The organism is Thiofilum flexile DSM 14609 (genome assembly GCF_000380185.1).
Lineage (GTDB): Bacteria > Pseudomonadota > Gammaproteobacteria > Thiotrichales > Thiotrichaceae > Thiofilum > Thiofilum flexile.
Genome location: NZ_KB904770.1, coordinates 1 through 20,624, shown reverse-complemented (window position 1 = coordinate 20,624; position 20,624 = coordinate 1). Strand labels below are relative to the sequence as shown.

Here is a 20,624-nt window from a genome sequence, read left to right as displayed (position 1 = left end):
TTTTGATTTAGCAGTAATGTTTGTCTACGAGCGTTAGATCAAGCCTAACAGCAGGTCTTAGGCTCGATCACGGGTGAGTGGCTAGGTAAAGTTAGCTTTGTAGGCTTGAGCAAATAATTTAGCCATTGTTTCATAGCCTTTATCCGTGAAATGGATATCGGTGACTTCCGCCGTTTCTAAGGGAACCGCGACCGCGAGGGGATCTGCCGCATCCACCGCATCTTGTTCAGCTTGAATTCTATCAATCGAAGCGGCAGGCATGAGCTGCTGTTTATCGCTGAGGCGTCCAATAATAAAAGGTAGTTCGGGGGCTTTGGTGGTGGCACGCACATCTTTTATCAGTCGGGCGAGGTTATCCCCATAAGCCTCTTGATTGGCAACCGTTGATAGGGCATCGGATTCACCTTGATGCCAGAACATACCACCTAGCCGCAGTTGTGCGGTCGGGTTATCTTGTTGAACTTTAGCCAGATAGCTGTCTAGGCTACGTTGGAAATTTTTATAGAGTGGCCCATCGGCTTGGTTACTATCCGTACCATCGGCCTTCCATTGGTCATAGAGATTAGTAGCACTTGCGGCACTGATGAATACTTTGGTCTCATGTTGAGCAGTATCAGCGCCTAGTTCAGCTTCAAGCGCTTTTTCTAAGCGATCGGCTCCTAATAGAACCGCATTCGATTGTCCACCTAATAAAAAGATATCGATGATTTTAGTGGCTGGATCAGGGGTAGGAGTGGGATTAGGAATCGGGGTGGGTCTGGGTGTTGGTGTGGGGACAGGGACTGGAGCAGGTGCTGGATTAGTGTTTAAGGAGCCTGATTGATTGAGCTGCGCTAATAGTTGATTTAATAACAGAATAATGAGCTGAGCAATAATAATATTACCGATATAGTTATAGCTCAGTGTTGAATTAGACATATTCATAGGATTCTGAGTGGAAGTAACAGAGGTTCCTGTTCGAGTGGGTGAGGTCAATGGGGTTGTGTATAAGTTACTCATGATATTCAGCTTATGGGTAGTGGTTTGTACGATGATAGTGACTTAACAGCAGGGCTTAGCTATAGAGAGTGGGAGCTAGTCCGCTATAAAAACCTGATAAAAATAACGTGTTAGGTAAAATTGGCTTTATAGGCTTGAGCAAATAATTTAGCCATGGTCTCATAGCCTTTGCCGGTAAAGTGTATATCGCTGACTTCAGCCTCCTCTAAAGGAACCGCCACCGCTAAAGGGTCTGCTGCATCGACCTCATCTTGCTCTTGTTGAATCTTATCAATGGACGCGGGTGTCATCATTTGTTGCTTATCACTTAAGCGCCCAATAATAAAGGGTAGTTCGGGAGCCTTTGTGGTGGCGCGTATATCCTGTATGAAGCGCGTGAGGTTATCGCCATAGGCTTCCTGATTGGCCGCAGTCGATAAGGCATCCGATTCCCCTTGATGCCAGAACATACCACCTAGTCGCAGTTGCGCGTTAGGATTCTCGTGTTGAACCTTAGCCAGATAGTCTTTTAGATGAATCTGAAAGTTTTGATACAGCACGCCATCGGTTTGGCTTTTCTCGGTTCCATCCGCTTTCCATTGCACGAATAGATTGCTACCGGGTACGGCATCAATGAATACTTTTATTTCATGTTGATCCGTATCAGCGCCTAATTCTGCTTCAAGGGCTTTTTCTAAGCGAGCCGAACCTAATCCGGTTGCATTTGACTGTCCCGCTAATAAGTAAATATCGATGATTTTAGTCGCCGGAGTAGGGTTGGGATTAGGGTTAGGAATGGGGGTGGGTCTAGGTGTTGGAACGGGGACTGGAGCAGGTGCCGGATTGGTGTTTAAGGAGCCAGCTTGATTTAGCTGCGCTAATAGCTGATTTAGTAACAGAATAATGAGCTGAGCGATAATAATATTGCCTATATCATTATAACTCAGCGTTGGCGTATTCGTATTAACGGCATTAATACCGTTTTGATTAGAAAAGGTTTGGGTAGCTGTGCGAGTAGACGACAACGGATTGAAGTATAAGTTACTCATAGGTATTTCACTGATCATGTGTTGGTGAAGTAGGTGTATCAGTGATAGCAGATCCAACACGGGGGTTATACGAGGCAGAGATAACTTGCTATAAAAACCTGATAAAAGTAGTAGGTTATAATGAATAAAAATTTCATTGATAATTAGATTATTAAATCAATGGGTTATGATGGAAATTAAATGCCTTGCTGCATTGGATAATGAGCGTTTGTGATGGGTAATAATGCCTAGTTGTCGCTGTAGAGAGATTGAAGTATTTAATACCACGACATTTTCATCAAGCAGGGTTTCGGGTAATAGCGACCAGCCTAAGCCTGCTACTACTAGCATTTTTAGCGTTTCTAAATAGTTAGTACTTAAGTACATATGGAGTGTTTGGTTTTGCTCGGCAAACGCTTGGGCAATGATCTGATAAGTATAGGTTTCTGGGCTGGGTAATACACAACGATAGGAGGCTAGTGTTGCTATATCGGTATGCGAGGTTTGAGCCAGAGGATGTTCTCGACTGACGACTAAATATAGTAGATCAGTCCAAATAGGCTGGGCTTGGAGTTGTTCGGGCAGCGTACTCGGCAATGTAATAATGGCAAGTTCTAAATCCCCTTGTTCGACGCCTTGGCAAGCTTCTTCTGAGCCTATGAAGCGCAAATCTAAATGCACATCAGGATAACGTTGATTAAAGGTTTTTAATATCGGGGGGAGGCGATGTAGGCCAATATGGTGACTCGTTCCCATCACCAGCTCACCTGCGACCTTACCCGATAGATGGGAGGCCAGATGGCGAATATCGCTGAGTTCATTTCTTAAATTCTGCACCTTAGGCAAGAGTACTCGACCTGCCTCCGTTAAAGTCACCTTGCGATTAATACGATTGAAGAGCGTAGTGCCTAGCTCCATTTCTAAGGCACTAATCCGTTTACTAATAGCCGGTTGAGTCACAAATAATATTTCCGCTGCTTTAGAAAATGATTGCAAACGAGCGACTTCGATAAAGGCATTGAGGGTTTGAATATCCACTAATTACATCCGTGATGAGTAGTTCGTAGTGAGACAAAGGTCGGTGGGTATGACTGGAGCAGTCTTGGCGGCAAGGATGCCGTCTTGTAGCGTACAAGGATGTATTCACAGCGACTGCGAAAGTCATACCCACCGACCTTTGTTGAATAGTTATCTATTCTATTTTGGAATGCATAATATGAAAATTATGAATTTTATTTATTCATATTAAGCTGTTAGGCTAATGTTCATCAATTATTCAATGAGGGAGACTCTTGTGGCAGGCAAAACACTTTACGATAAAGTTTTTGACGCTCACGTAGTTCGTCGTGAAGCGGATGGAACGTGTTTACTTTATATCGACCGTCACTTAGTACATGAAGTGACCTCCCCCCAAGCGTTTGAAGGCTTAAAAATCGCACAGCGTCAACCGTGGCGTACTAGCTCGATGCTAGCGGTGCCTGATCATAATATTCCTACTAAAGATTTAGACAAAGGTATCACCGATCCGGTATCACGTTTGCAGGTGGAAACGCTTGATAAGAATTGCCGTGATTTTGGTGTGACGGAATTTAATTTAGGTGATCCACGTCAGGGTATTGTGCATGTCATGGGGCCAGAGCAGGGCGCTACTTTGCCCGGTATGACTGTAGTCTGTGGTGATTCACATACTTCAACCCACGGTGCTTTTGGTGCCTTAGCGCATGGTATTGGTACGTCTGAGGTTGAGCATGTGATGGCAACACAATGCTTAATTCAGAAAAAAATGAAAAATATGCGTGTCAACGTGGCGGGCAAAGTCGGCAAAGGTGTCACGGCTAAAGACATCGTGCTCGCGATTATTGGCAAAATCGGTACTGCAGGCGGAACGGGCTATGCTATAGAGTTTGCTGGTGAAGCTATTCGAGACCTATCGATGGAAGGGCGCATGACAGTCTGTAATATGGCGATTGAGGGTGGCGCTCGTGCCGGTATGATTGCGGTGGATGACACCACGATTGCCTATGTTAAAGGTCGTCCTTATGCCCCTAAAGGGGAGGATTGGGACAAAGCAGTCACTGCATGGCAAGATTTACACTCGGATGCTGATGCAGTATTTGACTTAGAAATCACGCTAGATGCCGCAAGTATTCAACCCCAAGTCACTTGGGGAACTTCACCCGAAATGGTGGTAGCCGTCAGTGGCATGACCCCAGACCCTGAGCAAGAATCCGACAGTACTAAAGCCAATAGTATCCGCGCTGCCTTAAAATACATGGGTCTAGCAGCAAATCAACCGATCAATACGATTGCGGTCGATAAAGTGTTTATTGGCTCTTGTACTAACTCACGTATTGAGGACTTACGCGCAGCCGCCGCCGTTGCTAAAGGGCGCAAAGTAGCGAGTAATATTAAACTAGCCATGGTTGTTCCGGGTTCGGGTTTAGTCAAGGCTCAAGCCGAGCGTGAGGGATTGGATAAAATTTTCCGTGAGGCAGGCTTTGAATGGCGTGAGCCGGGTTGCTCTATGTGCTTGGCTATGAATGCCGATCGCTTGGAGCCGGGGGAGCGTTGTGCATCGACCTCGAATCGTAATTTTGAAGGTCGTCAAGGGCAGGGGGGGCGTACTCATCTGGTTAGCCCTGAAATGGCTGCCGCGGCCGCTGTTACGGGTCACTTTGTGGATGTGAGGACTTTATAATGGAAAAATTTACCGTACATACTGGCAAAGTGATTCCCTTGGATCGTGCTAATGTCGATACCGATGCAATTATTCCTAAGCAGTATTTAAAATCAATTTTACGTACTGGCTTTGGTCCTAATTTATTTGATGACTGGCGTTATTTAGATGCGGGTGAGCCGGGTATGGATCACTCAAAGCGCCGTATTAACCCCGATTTCGTGCTGAATTTTCCGCAATATCAAGGTGGATCAGTCTTGATTGCGCGGGAAAACTTTGGCTGCGGCTCATCACGTGAGCATGCGGTGTGGGCATTGGATGATTACGGTATTCGCGTGGTTATTGCGCCGAGTTTTGCCGATATATTCTTTAATAACAGCTTTAAAAGCGGGCTACTTCCTATTGTTTTACCGACGGAAGTCGTTGATCAATTATTTAAAGAAACGGCTGCACAAAACGGTTATCCCTTAGCAATTGATTTAGCAGCTCAAACCGTGAGTACGCCTAGTGGTCGGGCTTTTAGTTTTGAGGTTGATGAATTTCGCAAGTACTGCTTATTAAATGGTTTAGATGATATTGGTTTGACCTTGCAGCATGCGAATGACATTAAAGCATATGAGGCTAAGCGTCGATTAGCAGCACCTTGGTTATTTAATTAAAAGAGTAATGGGTTATGACAAGTAAGATTTTAGTATTACCAGGTGATGGTATTGGGCCGGAGATTGTGGCTGAGGCATTGAAAGTACTGAATGTCTTTAAAGATGAGGGTAGTCTGGCTTTTGAATTAGAGCATGCGCATATTGGCGGGTCAGCTTATGATGCTGAAGGTAAGCCTTATCCAGAGTCGACCCAAGCCTTAGCTAAAAAAGCTGATGCTATTTTATTAGGGGCTGTGGGGGGGGCTAAATATGACAAATTAGAGCGTTCTTTACGTCCTGAGCGTGGATTATTGGCGATTCGCTCTGATTTAGGTTTATACGCTAATTTGCGCCCTGCGATTTTATATGAAGAGTTAGCAAATGCCTCTTCATTGAAACCGGAATTAGTGGCTAATCTAGATATTATGATTGTGCGTGAATTAACGGGCGATATTTATTTTGGTCAACCGCGTGGCATTGAAGTATTACCCTCCGGAGAACGGCGTGGTTTTAATACCATGGTCTATACTGAATCAGAGATTAGACGAATTGCCAAGACAGGTTTTGAAACGGCACAGAAGCGCAATAAAAAACTCTGTTCGGTAGATAAGGCCAATGTGCTAGAAGCCACCGAGCTATGGCGTGAAATTGTGACGGAGATGAGTAAAGATTATCCAGATGTGGAATTAAGTCATATGTATGTGGATAATGCAGCAATGCAATTAGTCCGCGCCCCTAAACAATTTGACGTTATAGTCACTGGTAATATTTTCGGCGATATTTTATCCGATGCGGCTGCCATGCTCACAGGTTCCATTGGTATGTTGCCCTCTGCTTCGCTTAATGAATCGAGTGTTGGCATGTACGAGCCGATTCATGGTTCTGCCCCTGATATTGCAGGCAAAGGTATTGCAAACCCCTTGGCAACGATCTTATCGGTAGCCATGATGTTGCGTTATAGCTTAAATGCGCCGCAATTAGCCGAGCGCATTGAAGGTGCGGTCAAGCGAGTACTGAGTCAAGGCATTCGCACGGGTGATATTTATACCGAAGGGTGTCAGCACGTAGGTACAGCACAGATGGGCGATGCGGTGGTTGCAGCATTGAGAGCGTAAGGAAAATAGGAACGATGATCAGAAAATATACGGTAGCCGTAGTAGGTGCTAAAACCTTAGTGGGTGAGACCTTGATGGAATTACTCGCTGAGCGTAACTTTCCCATAGAAAAGCTCAATGCTTTGGCTAAGGTTTCCTTTTGGGATGAGGACGTTGATTTTGGTCGTCGAACCTTGGATGTGCAGGATATTGAGGCCTTTGATTTCACCACGGTGGAGCTGGCCTTTTTTATCGAGGCTGATCTAGCGGCTGACTATGGCGAGGAAGCGGCACAAGCAGGCTGTGTAGTCATTGATTTAAGTGGTCATTTTAGTGGTAGGGAAGGGGTGCCTTTGGTCATTCCAGAGGTGAATCCAGCGGCGGTAAGTGAGTATAAAAATCACAATATGCTCGTTAATCCGCTTAGTACTACCATTCAAGCACTTATGGCTTTAAAACCATTAGATGACGCAGCTAAAATTACGCGCATAAATATTACGTCCTATCAGGCGGTATCAAGCTCTGGTAAGGCGGGTATTGATGAATTGGCAAATCAAACGGCACAATTATTAAATGCGCGTCCGATTGATACTAAGTTATACCCCAAGCAAATAGCCTTCAATGTGTTGCCACAAATTAATGCTCTGCAAGATAATGGTTATACAGTCGATGAGAACCGTTTCATGCAGGAGGTACGTAGCTTGCTAATGTCCCCTCATTTGGGTGTAAATCCTACTTTTGTCCGGGTTCCTGTATTCTTTGGTGATGCATTAGCCTTACACATCGAAACAGAGCATAAGTTGAGTACTGATCAAGCTTATGAACTATTACGACAAGCGGTGGGGGTGACTGTCATGGAGGCGAATGAAGACGAAGGGTATCCTACCCCTGTAACTGAGGCGGCAAATGAAGAAGCCGTGTTTATAGGGCGAATTCGTGAAGATTATTCTCACCCGTGTGGACTTGATTTATGGGTAGTGGCTGATAATGTACGTAAAGGTGCTGCCTTAAACGCGGTACAAATAGCGGAGTTATTGGTGCAAGAATGGTAAAACAGTGTTAAAAAAGTTCAGCTCAAATTAATGGGTTCCTGTGAGAATAAGCTTATCTAGCCATTAGTCTCGCTTATAATGGTTAGCTGGGGCTTCAGGTAGACAATTGCTTGTCAATACGTGCTCATATATAGTTGAAAAACTGATAATAATTACAATCACTATTCATCCGTAAATTATATAATTTAGGGCTAAGTCAAATTCCGGGGATGGATCAGAGATGCAACAGTCGCACACATAAAAGGGGAATCGCAGTGAATAAGCAGGCTCTAAGTTTAGCCGTGTTCGTCGCGGGAGGAATTTATCCGGCGGCGTCCAATGCGCTGAGTCTAGGCGATATTGAGTCTAACTCTAACCTGAATCAGCCGCTGAAAGCTCAAATCGAATTGCTTTCAACCAATGCTCAGGAAGCTCAACAACTACAGGTTCGTCTAGCACCTCCTAGTGTGTTTAACCGTGTTGGTATTGACCGCCCCGCCTATCTAGAAAGCTTACGATTTTCGACCAATATTAGAAATGGCAAACCCGTTATTGTCGTATCGTCCGATGCGCCTATTGACGAGCCATTTGTTAATTTTTTAGTAGAAGTCAGTTGGCCTCAAGGTCAATTATTAAAAGAATATACGGTCATGTTAGACCCACCGGTGCTCATGCAACCGGGTAGTACCGCAACCGCAGAGGCAACCGTACGGGCAGAACCTAGCGCTAGTGGTCGGGTAGCACGTCCGGCACCACAACAGCAACAGCCACAACAGACTCGTGTTGCAACCGCAGCTCCAGCACAAAGAGTGCAGGCGCAGCCACAACCTACGCAACGTGAACGTGCAGCAGCAGCGGCGCGTCAACGCCAGCTTGAAGCTCAGCGCCAAATGGAAGCGCAGCGTCAGATGGAAGCTCAGCCTCAAGACATGGAGGAGGCACAACCACAGCCTGTAGTGCAACAACCTGCACGTCCGGCTCGTCGGGCAGTCGCTAACCGTACCTATCGTGTACGAGCGGGTGATACCTTATACGGTATTGCTGAACAAGCTCGTCCAGATAATTTGACGACTGATCAAATGATGATCGCTCTGTATCGTGCTAATCCTAAAGCCTTTATTAATAATAATATTAATGGCCTCAAGCGTGGAGCAGTCTTACGTGCACCTACTATGGAAAGGGCAGAAAGTGTTTCTCCAAACACCGCACGTCAGCAGGTACGTCAACAGCATTCAGATTGGAAAGAGTTCCGGGGTCGTGCGGCTAGCACTACAGTAGCGCAAGAACGTCCGACTACTCGTACTACTAAACCAACCAAAACAGCAAAAGCAGATAAACCAAGTACACCTCAAGTACCAGAAAAACAAAATACTAAACCACGTTTAGAAGTGCTAGGTGGCAATAAAGCGGCTACATCCAGCAATAAGGCAACTGCAGCAGCCGGTCAAGCACGTTTACAAGAGTTAGAAAAACAACTCTCATTGACACGTGAGTCGATTTCTACTCGCCAACGTGAAAACACTGAATTACGCTCACGCTTGTCTGACCTAGAGTCAATGTTAGAGAAGAAAAATCGCTTAGTGGCTATGGGTAATACCCAAATGGCTGATATGCAAAATTCTCTAGGCAATAAGACTACACCTAGTACCGTCACCGGAACACCGACTAATGTCAGTACACCAGCTAGTAATGTAGGTACACCTGCTACTACTACGAATGGTACAACCTTACCGCCTAACAATGGCAGTACCGTTACGAATCTGCAACAGCCCGCGAGTAATACGGTTGCTAATGCAAATGGCATGGTTAATCGTACCGTTCCGCCTGCAACTCCAGCACCTGTAGCAGTGCCTAAGCCGATTGAGGTGAAACCTGTCGTCACTGCTGCTGCGAATGAGACGGCGGGTGGAAACGATTTACTGAGTATGTTGAATTCGCCTTTGTTCTTCCAAATTGCGGCAGGGACTGGGTTAGGGGCATTATTTTTAGGCTTACTCTGGCACTTCTTGGGACGTAGAAAGCGGAAAGTTGCCAATAATGATACCGTATTCGATTTAGAGGACGATATTGTTACCTCTCCGAAGACGGTTGAAAAACGTCAGGGTGTGGATGTATTTGCTAATTTAGATAATGATATTAAGCATACTGCACCAGACTACGATCTACCACCTGTGCGTGATGTACATGATGTACGTGAAGCAGCACTTGATACGGTTAGCAGTACTAGTACTAAAGCGTTTGATTCCACATTAGATGTTAAACATACGGCACCTCCTGAAGAGGATGACGTACTGATGGAGTCTAATGTCTATATTGCCTATGGCTTACACCAACAGGCAGAAAGTGAGCTGAAAAAAGCCATTGAGAAACATCCGCAGCGTTTAGAGTATCGTCATAAATTATTAGAAAATTATTTCGCTGCTAATAATCGCGCCGCCTTTGATCAAACGGCTCAAGAGTTTATGGATCAATCAGGCGCTAATAAACAGCGCTTATGGGATGATATTGTGGTCTGGGGACGCAAGATTAGCCCAGATAATCCACTCTATTCGGCTACAGCAGCCGTTGCTCCTGAACTAACTAGTAATAAAATAGCTACTGCCACAGGTGTTGCAGCCGCTACCGGAACGGGTGCAGTTGCCGTGGCTAATGCAGCCTTGCGTGCAGAGGATGATGATTTTGATGACTATGATTTAGATCTACCAGATTTAGATTTGTCTACCTCTAATCCATTAAAGTCTAATGCAACGACTACGGCGATTAGCCCTAATGCGAATGAGATAGCCGCACCTGCAAGTTTGCTAAATACTAAGGCTGCAGCAGAGGCAGAGAAGGCTCAGCAACCGACCACTACTCAGTTAGTGGATGAGTTAGATGATTTTGATTTTGACTTAGATTTTGATGAGCCTAAGTTAGCGACTACGCCGCTTAACTCGGATACACCGCGTCCTACGGCTAGCAGTATGCTAGATGAGTTAGATAGTCTCGACTTCGATACTGATCCATTACCCATAGAGCCTAAAACACCTGAGAAAGGTTTAGTCAATTTATTTGATGATTTAGATTTAGGCGTGGAATCTGCCGCTAATAAGGTCGGTAATGCGGTTAGTAATGCTGGGGATGCGCTGAGTTCGACCGCAAAAGCAGCGGGAGACGGTTTAGATGCCTTAGGTGGTAAGCTAGGTGCGGCAGCAGCAGCGACTGCAGCAGGTGCAGCTGCCTTAGCGACCGGCGTGATTGGTTCGGGTAGCAAACCGGCTCAAGCAGCAGCGGATAATCTTGACGACTTTGATGATTTAGATGATGGTGATTTTTCTGCTTTAGATGATTTGCTGAAAGAGCATAATCTAACCTTAGCTGATACAGGAACACCAGCACCTAATCAGGCAGCCGCTCCAGCACCAGCAATTAATACAGCACCGGCCCCTACACCTGCTAAGCAGAAAGTAACCGATTTAGCGCTGCATATTAAAGATGATGATCTGAATAAGATTTTGCCAGAAAACAACTTCTATACAAAGTCAGCTAATTCTGCAGCTAATATTGCGCCTGTCAGTGCTCCGGCTGAGGAGGAGTGGCTGGGTGATATTGATGATGCCTTATCCTTCTTAGATCTACCGGATGAAGAAATTGATCTACATGAAGCGCATATCAGCACTAAGCTTGATTTAGCACGGGCTTATTTAGATATGGGTGATATTGAAGGTGCACGTTCTACCTTAGAGGAAGTTGTAGTCGAGGGTAATGACGATCAACGCCGCGAAGCGCAGCAATTATTGCATCAAGCCGGTTGAGAAACTCACTCAGACTCGTTATAAAGGCTAGCCCTTAGGCTGGCCTTTTTTATTGGGATAATGTGATGAGATTTGCGGCATGTGTGGAGTATGACGGAACTAATTATTGTGGTTGGCAAATATTAGGTCATGCGCCTTCGGTGCAAGAGCAGGTCGAGCAAGCTCTGTCTAGTATTGCAGCACACCCCATCAGTGTGACTTGTTCCGGGCGTACCGATAGTGGTGTGCATGCTGTAGGACAAATTATCCATTTTGATACCGATGCTAAACGTGATCCACGCGGTTGGTTATTTGGTACTAATTCTAAACTCCCCTCTGATATTGCTTTGCGTTGGGTCGTACCGATTGAAGATGATTTTCATGCCCGATTCTCGGCATTTGCTAGGCGTTATCGCTATATTATTGTCAATCGATTAGCACGTCCCGGATTATTTCAGCACAAAATGGCTTGGATCTATTACCCCTTAGATGAAAAAGCAATGCATCAAGCGGCACAAGTACTCTTGGGCGAACATGATTTTTCTAGTTTCCGAGCGGCTGGGTGTCAGGCGCGGCATGCGATACGGGAAATTCAAGAGCTAACTATTTGGCGTTCGGGTGAAATGGTGTATGTGGATATTAAAGCCAATGCTTTTTTACACCATATGGTGCGTAATATTGTCGGATCTTTATTAAAAGTAGGCACAGGTGAAAAGCCTATTGAGTGGATAGCGGAGTTATTGGCACTACAGGATCGGACTAAAGCGGGAATGACCGCTCCACCACAAGGATTATATTTTGTGCAGGCTTATTACCCAGAGCGATTTCAATTACCTGCACCTAGCCTACCACCCCTAATAAACTAGTGGATTCCAGTGGCTAATAAAAAGTAATCGGGTGTTTCTGGAGCAGTTTTGGCGGCAAGGATGCCGCCTTGTAGCGTACAGGGATGTATTTACAGCGACTGCGGAAGAAATGCCCGATTACTTAAAGAGTTCCCTCTATGCTTGCTGTTTAAACCATTGATCATAAGCACGATAGATCGCGTCTACATCAATGGCAGCCGTATTAGGGAATAAAATATCGGCTTCACCAAGGCTAGATACGTCACCAATACCTACCGCAAACATGCCCGCGCGATGAATCGATTCAACGCCCGCTGCGGCATCTTCGACACCAATGCAATATTTACTGTCTAGGCCAAAGTGTTTGGCAACATCTAAAAACACATCCGGTGCGGGTTTAGAGTTCGGGATCTTGGCAGCATCGGCGACATAATCAAAGTCACCCAACATTTTAAGACAGCCTAATACCGTAAAAGCATTTTTACTGGCGGAGGCTAAACCAATTTTGACCTGACTTTGTTGTAAGCGCTGTAATAATTCCGGTATTTTAGGCAGCACTTCATCGGGTGTCATTTTGACAATCAATTCTTTGTAGTGCTCATTTTTTTGGGTCGCCATCGCTTCTTTTTCGACAAGGGTATAAGCATTCGCTTTATTCCCTTTTTGTAAAATCAGCTCTAGTGATTCCATGCGTCCAACACCTTTAAGGTTTTCATTAAAGGCGGCATCAAAATCAATACCAATACTTTGTGCTAAGGCTTGCCACGCCAAGAAATGATAATGCGCGGTATCGGTAATCACGCCATCGAGGTCAAAGATAAAAGCGGTTGGTTTATTCATAACAGTGATCCATTAATTTAAGCAAGTTGTACTGATTGATTTAGGGTGAGAGTAACTGGCTTACCTCTATGATTAATCACTAAATCTTGGCCTTGCTCTAGGGTATAAGTGGTCTGATCAGCCTGTATGCGTACAGTGAGCTTCTTATTTTGAATATGAATGGGGAAGCTAAAGGCCGTCCATTCTTTAGGAAGCTGAGGAGCAAAACTTAATACGCCATGATTTAAACGCATGCCCGCAAAACCGTAAACGACACCCATCCAAGAGCCAGCCATATTCGCAGCATGAATACCGTCTTTAGCATTATGGTGGAAATCATTTAAGTCTGTGCGAGCTGTTTTTATATAGTAATTATAGCTTTGCTCCATATCTCCTAATTCACACGCTAAAATGCCATAAATACAGGTTGATAAAGAGGAGTCATGCGTCGTAATTTTAGCGTAATAATCAAAATCGCGCCGTTTTTGCTCTAGTGAAAATTGATCGGATAATAATAATTCCGCGAGCACCACATCGGCTTGTTTACAAACTTGATGACGATATAAAGTCAGAGGATGATAGTGCATTAAGAGCGGGAATTTATTCCGAGGGGTATTCGCTAAATCCCATACTGGACGCGATAAGAAAGCATCATCTTGCATATGGATTTGCAGACGCTCGCTATAAGGCAAGTAGATAGAATCCACAATCTGCTCGGCAAGTTTCTTATCAAATTGCGCTACTAATGCTTGAGTATTGGCATTTAATTTAAAGTTTTGATCTAAGCATTTTACAGCAAAGCCAATTTGATGCTTAACCATGCTATTAGTATAGAAGTTATTATTTACTAGGCAGGTATACTCATCGGGGCCGGTAACTTCTTGAATACAAAATGCATTATCTTTTTCAGGGTCAAATACGCCCATGACCATCCATAGATTGGATAACTCTAATAACATTTCTAAACCGTAGTTTTCCATAAACTCACGATCTTGGGTGACGTTATAATAGAGCTGTATAGCATAGGCTATATCGGCATTAATATGATATTGCGCAGTACCAGCAGGATAATAAGCCGAGCACTCGTCACCATTAATAGTACGCCACGGGTATAATACGCCTTTATTATGCCCTAATTCACGAGCACGGCTACGCGCTTTTTCTAGGGTATTATAACGGAACATTAATAGCTGTTTGGCAATTTCGGGCTGAGTATAGAGGAAAAAGGGAATCATATAGATTTCTGTATCCCAGAAATAATGCCCTTCATACCCCTCGCCGGTCATACCTTTAGCACTAATATTAGTCTGCCCATCTTTACCTACCGATTGAGTAAGATGGAACATATTAAAGCGAATCGCTTGTTGTAGAGGTTGTGCCCCTTCGATTTGAATATCCATCTGCGCCCAAGCATTCGCCCACCAAGCTTGATGCTCTGCTAATAAGGTATTAAACCCTTGTTGCTGCATGGCTAGGGCAAAACTCACCGGATTATCCATATCCATGCGGTCATAGCACATATATTTGTGTAAGGTGAGGGTTTCACCTTGTTGTAGTGTGGCCTTGGCAATGAGGCTGGCTTTATTATCGGTTTGGGTAAACTCGATAGTATGCGGAGCACCAGAAAATACACTAGACACAGTACAGCGAAATTCTAATTGTGATTTACTGGTTTTGCCGCTCACTTGCAGCACTTGTTCGGCATGGTAGACATTGTGAATACGCCAAATGGCATCATCAAAGGTCACGCCAATACGTGGATCATCCGCGCGTGAGATATTGGTGCGATTTAAAGCAATCAGGCTTTCTAAGGTAATAGCCCCACTAAAATTCAAGGCTTTGACTTGGTATTGCATGCCTGCCAAATGCTTTTGAGTGGCAGAAACAAAACGTACCGAGTCAATTTGTACCTGATTGCCATTAGGAGCTTCCCAAATCACAGAGCGGGTTAGGGTAGCGGTTTGAATATCTAACTGACGCTCAAAATGGAGCACTTTACCCTGATCTAAGGAGAAAGTCTGACCATTAATAGTGAGAATAACACTTTTAGGGTCAGGTAGATTAATCATGACCTGGCTATTGTCGGGGTAACCGGGGAACTTTTCGCCGTAATGCAGAGGATGGAATTCGTAAAAACCATTCATATAGGTGCCAGCATGGCCTAATTGAATAGTTTCTTCCTCAAAGCTACCGCGCAGACTAAGATAGCCATTACATAATGCCATGAGGGTTTCATTTTTGCGGTAGTGTTCGGTAGCCTCATTCAGTGAGGTTTCGGGTAAAAGCCAACCAGAGGCGGTAGCAGAGGATTGATTCATGGTGACTATCTCGGACTCTTGTTATTTAACAATGACAGTATTCTAGATGGAGGTCTAGACATAATTTCTAAACGCTTGCAGCCACAATAAGCCTAGCGGTATTGCGTATATAACAAGATTTTGTGGCTAAAAGCTAGGGGAATACTTATAAAATTTTATAACGCTTTGAAGTATTGAAGGTGCTTTAAATAATAGGGGGGGGAATAGAACAATAAAAGACTAAGAGTGAGAATAGGGGGGTAGTTATAGTTATTTTTAGCGGTAATTTCTTTTGCATAAGGGTATTATCAATAAAAATAATACCCTAGTTTAGTTAGCCTGCTATTTAACGCATAGCATAAATAACTGCAATGCTATTTAGGTTTTACCGACTCGGCCTAATTCATGCACGGTATCTACTAATACTTTTACATGCTCAGGGTTAATATGTTGATGAATCCCATGCCCTAGATTAAATATATGACCCGTAGGCGCAGGGAAGTCGTGGATAATTTGTTGGACGTGAGTACGAATCACTTCAGGGGAGGCATACAGCACGCAAGGGTCCATATTGCCTTGCAGAGCAACTTTATTACCGACGCGTTGATAAGCCTCACCGATATTAATCGTCCAATCTAACCCTAAGGCATCACAACCTGTTGCAGCTATTGTTTCTAGCCATTGCATGCCACCTTTAGTAAATAAAGTGACAGGAATAGTGACACCATTAACGGTACGCGTGAGGTTCTTAACGATTTTTTCCATATAGCGCAATGAAAACTCGCGATAAGTACTCGGCGTTAAAGTACCACCCCAAGTATCAAAGATCATGACTGCTTGCGCACCGGCTGCAATTTGAGCATTGAGGTAGCTAGTTACACTATCAGCAAGCTTATCTAACAGTAGGTGCATGGCTTTAGGGTTGTCATAAAGCAAACCTTTGACTTTGCTAAATTCTTTGCTAGAGCTACCCTCAACCATATAGGTGGCAAGAGTCCACGGGCTACCAGAAAAACCAATCAGCGGCACCTGATTATTGAGGGCTTTGCGAATGGTGCGTACTGCATCCATCACATAACCTAATTCTAATTCAGGGTCGGGGATACTTAAGGCTTGAATCGCGGCTTCGGTTTGTACCGGACGTTCAAAACGTGGGCCTTCACCTTCAGAAAAATATAATCCCAAACCCATTGCATCAGGTATGGTGAGAATATCTGAGAATAAAATAGCGGCGTCTAAATCAAAGCGCTCTAAGGGTTGGAGCGTTACTTCACAAGCCAGCTCTGGATTTTTGCATAAATCCATAAAGCTACCCGCTTTGGCACGAGTAGCACGATATTCGGGTAAATACCGTCCCGCTTGGCGCATAATCCAAACAGGCGTGGTATCGACAGGTTGGCGCAGCAGAGCACGCAAGAAACGATCATTCATAGGTTTCATCATAATACCTCTGCTGGGCTAATAGGCGAAAAGGAGTTAGGCGCTGAGTTGAGCTTTAATTAAGCCGCTGAGTTTACCCATATCAGTACGCCCTTGTACTTTGGGTTTCAGCCAATTCATTACCTTACCCATATCCTGAGCAGTCGCAGCTCCGGTCTCTTGAATCGCTTGGCTAATCAAGGTGGCTACTTCGGCCTCAGTCAATGCTTGGGGTAAATAGGTCTGGATGACCTCTAGCTCAGCTTGTTCTTGAGCAACTAAATCCATGCGATTAGCCGCAGTAAATTGGCTAATGGAGTCACGGCGTTGTTTTACCATCTTGGTGAGGATGGTAATAATATCGCTATCGCTTTGTTCTAAGCGAGTGTCGACTTCTTGCTGTTTGACGGCAGCAAGAATGAGACGAATAGCCCCCAAGCGTCCCTTATCATGGGCACGCATGGCAGCTTTCATGTCGTCTGTCAGTTGAAGCTTAAGTGACATGGTAGAGTACTTCTAGTTAGTACAAGCGAACCCGACGGTTCAGGTCACGAGAAATACGCTTTAAGTTGCGTTTGACGGCAGCAGCGCGTTCACGTTTACGGATCGCTGTAGGTTTTTCATAAAATTCGCGGCTACGAACTTCGGCAACGACACCTGCTTTTTCACAAGTACGTTTAAAACGGCGGAGCGCCACTTCAAATGGCTCTGATTCTCTTACTTTTACGCTTGGCATAGTACCACTTCAAAAATTACGGATTTTAGTGAACGCAAGATTATACCGTGGTCACCAAGAAATGCAAAAAAAGATCATCCTTTTTTATTGGGTTTCATCCGTTTTTTGGGCAAACTCGCCATAAAGAATCAACGAATGCCCACTAATATTAAACCCATGTTTAGCGGCGATTTCTTTTTGGCGTTGCTCAATAATCTCATCATAAAATTCCACCACCCGCCCGGTCTTGCTACAAACCATGTGGTCGTGATGGTCATCACTACTGAGTTCAAACACGGCTTGAGTACCCTCAAAATGATGGCGAGTAATCAAACCCGCTGCTTCAAATTGAGTCAGGACGCGATAAACGGTCGCCAAACCAATGTCTTCTTGGTTCGATAATAGGCGACGGTATATCTCTTCTGCACTCATATGTCGTTCAGAGGCAGTACCGAGTAGCTCCAGAATTTTGAGACGAGGTTGGGTGATTTTTAATCCGGCGCGTTTAATATCTTTCTCTTCCACCCTGCATTCTCCTTGGCGAATAGTCTATGATGGTAACGCTTACGTTCTAACTAGATAAGATAGGTTACCATGATCAAATCAATCATTTTAGCTTCCTGTATGGCAATGCTGCTGCTCAGTGGCTGTAGTTTATATAAAGCAGATATTGAGCAGGGCAATATCGTCACACAAGAAGAGTTAAATCAAGTCAAACGAGGCATGTCTCCTTCCGACGTACAAATGATTCTGGGTACTCCTTTGTTAAGAGATGATTTTAATCAAAATCGCTGGGATTATGTGTTTTATCTCAAGCAGGGCAATGAAACCTCTAAAAAACAGGGTGTGACCGTATTTTTCAATAATGGGGTCGTGTCTGATCTACGCTTAGATCAAATGAACCCTTAATTCTTGAGTGTGGCACTCAGTATATAACATTACCTTTAAAATATGAAAAGTACTCGGAGGGCTAATTAGCCTTCCGAGCTTTCTGAGTCAGCATTACCACGCTTCATTTTCTTACCTTCAGCCGCTCGTTGTTTACGTACCTCTTTAGGGTCAGCAATGAGGGGGCGATAAATTTCAATCCGGTCGCGGGCTTTTAATACCGTCTCTAGGGTAGCGAGCTTGCTAAATATGCCCACCTTAAGTTGAGCTAGATCTAAGGCTAACTCTGGGTAACGCTCTAATACTTTAGACGCTTTAATACCTTCAGCTAGTGTACTCCCTTCCGGTACACGAGCGGTGAGCAGTACCTGTTCCTGAGGCAGAGCATAGATGACCTCAATAGGAATCAGGGTAGGCGTTGTATTAGACGTGTTAGGCTTTTCCATACAGCTCATGTGCTCGTTTTACAAAAGAATCGACCAAAGTGTTGGCAACCTGATTAAAAATAGAGCCAATCGCAAAGGCTACTAGCTTATTAGAAAACTCAAATTCTAGATCAAAGGAGACCTTACAGGCTGCCTCATCCAGTGCATCAAAGCGCCAAAAGCCATGTAAATGCTTAAAAGGGCCATCGACTAGGGACATTTCAATACTTCGATTAGGAACTAGACTATTCCGGGTGGTGAAGCTTTTATTCATAGCTCCCTTGGCTATTTCCACACTAGCTTTGACCGCATGCTCACTACGCTCATGCTCTTCAGCACGGCTACACCAAGGCAAAAAAAGAGGATAGTCATTGATATTATTCACTAAGCGATACATTTGTTCAGAACTGTAAGGGACTAAAGCACTGCGGCTAATCTGCGCCATGTAATCAGGTTCCTTTTAAGTTAATCGGGCGTTTCTATTCTAGGCTGATAGCGTTATTATCGGCTCCTTATGTCAAGATAAACATATCAATCTCAATGGCTAAACAAAAGAAAAAATCTTCCTCAGGAAGTAATACTATCGCGCTCAATAAGCAGGCTCGCTTTAACTACTCCATCGAGAGTACCTATGAAGCAGGCGTGTCACTAGAAGGTTGGGAGGTGAAAAGTATTCGAGACGGACGTATACAATTGCAAGATAGCTATGTGATGTTTCGCAATGGTAATGCCTATTTATTTGCTGCGTTGATCACTCCTTTATTATCAGCATCGACCCACATTATTCCTAATGCGTTTCGAGACCGCCAATTGCTCTTGCATCGGCGTGAAATTGATAAGCTCATGGGAGCGGTAGATCGTAAAGGTTATACCGTCGTACCAACGGCTATGTATTGGAAAAATAATCGGGTAAAAGTCGAAATTGGTCTAGGTAAAGGTAAGCAAGAACACGATAAGCGCGATACCGAGAAAAATCGGGATTGGGGGCGCGAGAAAGAACGTATTATGAAGCACAGTACCCGTTAAATGATGATGTCAGTTCTAGATAACCTCTGTATTGTCATGGTGCAAACCTCGCATCCGGGCAATATTGGTGCGGCAGCACGGGCGATGAAAACCATGGGCGTGAGTGATTTGCGCCTAGTGCAGCCCAAAGATTTTAATTCACCGCAAACGAAAGCGATGGCGTCAGGGGCGGATAGTATTTTAGAGAGTGCTAAGCATACTGCTACCTTGCATGAAGCACTTGCGGATTGCCAAATTGTCATTGGTACAAGTGCGCGTTCTGAGCGCTCCTTAGCGTGGCCTCAATTAGTTGCACGAGAGTGTGGTGAGTTTGTGGCCTCACAACTCACAGGGCAAAAAGTAGCCTTAGTGTTTGGGCGTGAGCGCACAGGGCTGACGAATGAGGAATTAGCACAGTGCCAGTATCTCACCCATATTCCGATGGCAGTGGATTATTACTCGCTCAATATTGCAGCGGCTATTCAGCTCTATTGTTATGAGTGTTCGCAGGCGGTGCGAGCTTTGGATGCGTTGCCCAACGTTCAAGTAGAGGGATTAGGTGAACCGTTAGCAACGGGAGCGCAGCTAGAGGGGTTATATGAGCATCTAGAGCAAACTTTAGTGGAAGTTCGTTATTTAGATCCTGACAATCCGCGTCTACTAATGAGTCGTTTACGGCGTTTATTTGGGCGTACTCATCTCACTCAAAGTGAGCTGAATATCTTGCGGGGCATCTTGGCTGCATTTCAGGGGCGAAAATTCCGACCAAGAGTATAAGAAAACCCAAGTTGCGTGAGCTAAAGAAAAATCCATGAGGATCGTTTAAAGTCTATCGACGAAAACAAACCCTTTAAACGAGAACGCCTCATGGAAGAAACGATCATAGCGCTCTATTGTGTCTGTGACGACCTTTTAAAGAGCCTAAAGCGCTGCGAAGAACCCAGCCGTATGAGTGATGCAGAGGTCATCACGAGTGTAGTCGTCAGTGCCCT

20 protein-coding genes are annotated in these 20,624 nt (G+C 44.6%); 9 read left to right on the top strand and 11 right to left on the bottom strand.

Annotated elements, in window-relative coordinates; genetic code table 11:
• Positions 1-81: 81 nt before the first annotated feature.
• The 3 genes from A3IK_RS21835 to A3IK_RS0110890 form a co-directional block, all read right to left on the bottom strand.
• Positions 82-999 (bottom strand): sialate O-acetylesterase, encoded by a 918-nt coding sequence (locus A3IK_RS21835; protein ID WP_110690407.1) that lies wholly within the window; start codon positions 997-999, stop codon positions 82-84.
• A 110-nt stretch (positions 1,000-1,109) separates the two neighbouring features.
• Positions 1,110-2,027 carry a sialate O-acetylesterase gene (locus tag A3IK_RS0110895; protein WP_110690414.1) on the bottom strand — a complete coding sequence of 306 codons (918 nt, stop codon included), beginning with the start codon at positions 2,025-2,027 and terminating at the stop codon, positions 1,110-1,112.
• Between the two features lie 156 nt (positions 2,028-2,183).
• On the bottom strand, positions 2,184-3,044 hold the full coding sequence (locus tag A3IK_RS0110890) for a LysR family transcriptional regulator (RefSeq protein ID WP_020560011.1): 861 nt from the start codon (positions 3,042-3,044) through the stop codon (positions 2,184-2,186).
• Between the two features lie 256 nt (positions 3,045-3,300).
• On the opposite strand from A3IK_RS0110890, the gene leuC reads away from it, so the two are divergent.
• The 6 genes from leuC (at position 3,301) to truA (ending at position 12,085) form a co-directional block, all read left to right on the top strand.
• Positions 3,301-4,704 carry a 3-isopropylmalate dehydratase large subunit gene (gene leuC, locus A3IK_RS0110885; RefSeq protein WP_020560010.1) on the top strand — a complete coding sequence of 468 codons (1,404 nt, stop codon included), beginning with the start codon at positions 3,301-3,303 and terminating at the stop codon, positions 4,702-4,704.
• A complete protein-coding gene (gene leuD / locus A3IK_RS0110880; protein WP_020560009.1) occupies positions 4,704-5,342 on the top strand; it encodes a 3-isopropylmalate dehydratase small subunit in 639 nt (212 codons plus the stop codon). Before leuC ends, leuD begins: the two co-directional genes overlap by 1 nt.
• 14 nt (positions 5,343-5,356) lie before the next feature.
• Positions 5,357-6,436, top strand: coding sequence for a 3-isopropylmalate dehydrogenase (leuB, locus tag A3IK_RS0110875; protein WP_020560008.1), 1,080 nt, complete (start codon positions 5,357-5,359; stop codon positions 6,434-6,436).
• Between the two features lie 14 nt (positions 6,437-6,450).
• Positions 6,451-7,467: an aspartate-semialdehyde dehydrogenase gene (locus tag A3IK_RS0110870; protein ID WP_020560007.1), complete on the top strand. Its 1,017-nt coding sequence runs from the start codon at positions 6,451-6,453 to the stop codon at positions 7,465-7,467.
• 254 nt (positions 7,468-7,721) lie between these two features.
• On the top strand, positions 7,722-11,240 hold the full coding sequence (locus A3IK_RS0110865; protein WP_020560006.1) for a motility hub landmark protein FimV: 3,519 nt from the start codon (positions 7,722-7,724) through the stop codon (positions 11,238-11,240).
• 65 nt (positions 11,241-11,305) lie between these two features.
• Positions 11,306-12,085: a tRNA pseudouridine(38-40) synthase TruA gene (truA, locus tag A3IK_RS0110860; RefSeq protein ID WP_020560005.1), complete on the top strand. Its 780-nt coding sequence runs from the start codon at positions 11,306-11,308 to the stop codon at positions 12,083-12,085.
• 135 nt (positions 12,086-12,220) lie between these two features.
• Here truA and pgmB read toward each other — a convergent pair whose 3' ends face one another.
• The 6 genes from pgmB to fur form a co-directional block, all read right to left on the bottom strand.
• Positions 12,221-12,904, bottom strand: coding sequence for a beta-phosphoglucomutase (pgmB, locus tag A3IK_RS0110855; RefSeq protein WP_020560004.1), 684 nt, complete (start codon positions 12,902-12,904; stop codon positions 12,221-12,223).
• Positions 12,905-12,921: 17 nt separating this feature from the next.
• Positions 12,922-15,201: a glycoside hydrolase family 65 protein gene (locus A3IK_RS0110850; protein ID WP_020560003.1), complete on the bottom strand. Its 2,280-nt coding sequence runs from the start codon at positions 15,199-15,201 to the stop codon at positions 12,922-12,924.
• 357 nt (positions 15,202-15,558) lie between these two features.
• Positions 15,559-16,623 (bottom strand): uroporphyrinogen decarboxylase, encoded by a 1,065-nt coding sequence (gene hemE / locus A3IK_RS0110845; protein ID WP_020560002.1) that lies wholly within the window; start codon positions 16,621-16,623, stop codon positions 15,559-15,561.
• A gap of 33 nt (positions 16,624-16,656) precedes the next feature.
• Positions 16,657-17,103 (bottom strand): GatB/YqeY domain-containing protein, encoded by a 447-nt coding sequence (locus tag A3IK_RS0110840; RefSeq protein ID WP_026220924.1) that lies wholly within the window; start codon positions 17,101-17,103, stop codon positions 16,657-16,659.
• A 16-nt stretch (positions 17,104-17,119) separates the two neighbouring features.
• Positions 17,120-17,335, bottom strand: a complete 216-nt coding sequence (gene rpsU / locus A3IK_RS0110835; RefSeq protein ID WP_020560000.1) for a 30S ribosomal protein S21 — start codon at positions 17,333-17,335, stop codon at positions 17,120-17,122.
• Between the two features lie 84 nt (positions 17,336-17,419).
• Positions 17,420-17,839: a ferric iron uptake transcriptional regulator gene (fur, locus tag A3IK_RS0110830; protein WP_020559999.1), complete on the bottom strand. Its 420-nt coding sequence runs from the start codon at positions 17,837-17,839 to the stop codon at positions 17,420-17,422.
• A 69-nt stretch (positions 17,840-17,908) separates the two neighbouring features.
• Here fur and A3IK_RS0110825 point away from each other — a divergent pair, with 69 nt between their 5' ends.
• Positions 17,909-18,223, top strand: coding sequence for an outer membrane protein assembly factor BamE (locus A3IK_RS0110825; protein WP_020559998.1), 315 nt, complete (start codon positions 17,909-17,911; stop codon positions 18,221-18,223).
• Between the two features lie 65 nt (positions 18,224-18,288).
• On the opposite strand, the gene A3IK_RS0110820 is transcribed toward A3IK_RS0110825, so the two are convergent.
• Both A3IK_RS0110820 and A3IK_RS0110815 read right to left on the bottom strand, forming a co-directional pair.
• Entirely contained in the window at positions 18,289-18,648 is a 360-nt protein-coding gene (locus tag A3IK_RS0110820; protein ID WP_020559997.1) for an RnfH family protein, read from the bottom strand.
• Positions 18,635-19,072 carry a type II toxin-antitoxin system RatA family toxin gene (locus tag A3IK_RS0110815; RefSeq protein ID WP_020559996.1) on the bottom strand — a complete coding sequence of 146 codons (438 nt, stop codon included), beginning with the start codon at positions 19,070-19,072 and terminating at the stop codon, positions 18,635-18,637. Before A3IK_RS0110815 ends, A3IK_RS0110820 begins: the two co-directional genes overlap by 14 nt.
• Before the next feature lie 95 nt (positions 19,073-19,167).
• On the opposite strand from A3IK_RS0110815, the gene smpB reads away from it, so the two are divergent.
• Both smpB and A3IK_RS0110805 read left to right on the top strand, forming a co-directional pair.
• Positions 19,168-19,653: an SsrA-binding protein SmpB gene (smpB, locus tag A3IK_RS0110810; protein ID WP_020559995.1), complete on the top strand. Its 486-nt coding sequence runs from the start codon at positions 19,168-19,170 to the stop codon at positions 19,651-19,653.
• A complete protein-coding gene (locus A3IK_RS0110805) occupies positions 19,654-20,409 on the top strand; it encodes a TrmJ/YjtD family RNA methyltransferase (protein ID WP_020559994.1) in 756 nt (251 codons plus the stop codon).
• Positions 20,410-20,624: the final 215 nt, after the last annotated feature.

Bases quoted from the DNA above. Each gene is read 5' to 3' on its own strand.
- A3IK_RS21835 (WP_110690407.1), bottom strand. From the start codon at position 999: ATGAGTAACTTATACACAACCCCATTGACCTCACCCACTCGAACAGGA.
- A3IK_RS0110895 (WP_110690414.1), bottom strand. From the start codon at position 2,027: ATGAGTAACTTATACTTCAATCCGTTGTCGTCTACTCGCACAGCTACC.
- leuD (WP_020560009.1), top strand. From the start codon at position 4,704: ATGGAAAAATTTACCGTACATACTGGCAAAGTGATTCCCTTGGATCGT.
- leuB (WP_020560008.1), top strand. From the start codon at position 5,357: ATGACAAGTAAGATTTTAGTATTACCAGGTGATGGTATTGGGCCGGAG.
- A3IK_RS0110870 (WP_020560007.1), top strand. From the start codon at position 6,451: ATGATCAGAAAATATACGGTAGCCGTAGTAGGTGCTAAAACCTTAGTG.
- truA (WP_020560005.1), top strand. From the start codon at position 11,306: ATGAGATTTGCGGCATGTGTGGAGTATGACGGAACTAATTATTGTGGT.
- pgmB (WP_020560004.1), bottom strand. From the start codon at position 12,904: ATGAATAAACCAACCGCTTTTATCTTTGACCTCGATGGCGTGATTACC.
- A3IK_RS0110850 (WP_020560003.1), bottom strand. From the start codon at position 15,201: ATGAATCAATCCTCTGCTACCGCCTCTGGTTGGCTTTTACCCGAAACC.
- hemE (WP_020560002.1), bottom strand. From the start codon at position 16,623: ATGATGAAACCTATGAATGATCGTTTCTTGCGTGCTCTGCTGCGCCAA.
- A3IK_RS0110840 (WP_026220924.1), bottom strand. From the start codon at position 17,103: ATGTCACTTAAGCTTCAACTGACAGACGACATGAAAGCTGCCATGCGT.
- rpsU (WP_020560000.1), bottom strand. From the start codon at position 17,335: ATGCCAAGCGTAAAAGTAAGAGAATCAGAGCCATTTGAAGTGGCGCTC.
- A3IK_RS0110825 (WP_020559998.1), top strand. From the start codon at position 17,909: ATGATCAAATCAATCATTTTAGCTTCCTGTATGGCAATGCTGCTGCTC.
- A3IK_RS0110820 (WP_020559997.1), bottom strand. From the start codon at position 18,648: ATGGAAAAGCCTAACACGTCTAATACAACGCCTACCCTGATTCCTATT.
- A3IK_RS0110815 (WP_020559996.1), bottom strand. From the start codon at position 19,072: ATGGCGCAGATTAGCCGCAGTGCTTTAGTCCCTTACAGTTCTGAACAA.
- smpB (WP_020559995.1), top strand. From the start codon at position 19,168: ATGGCTAAACAAAAGAAAAAATCTTCCTCAGGAAGTAATACTATCGCG.
- A3IK_RS0110805 (WP_020559994.1), top strand. From the start codon at position 19,654: ATGATGATGTCAGTTCTAGATAACCTCTGTATTGTCATGGTGCAAACC.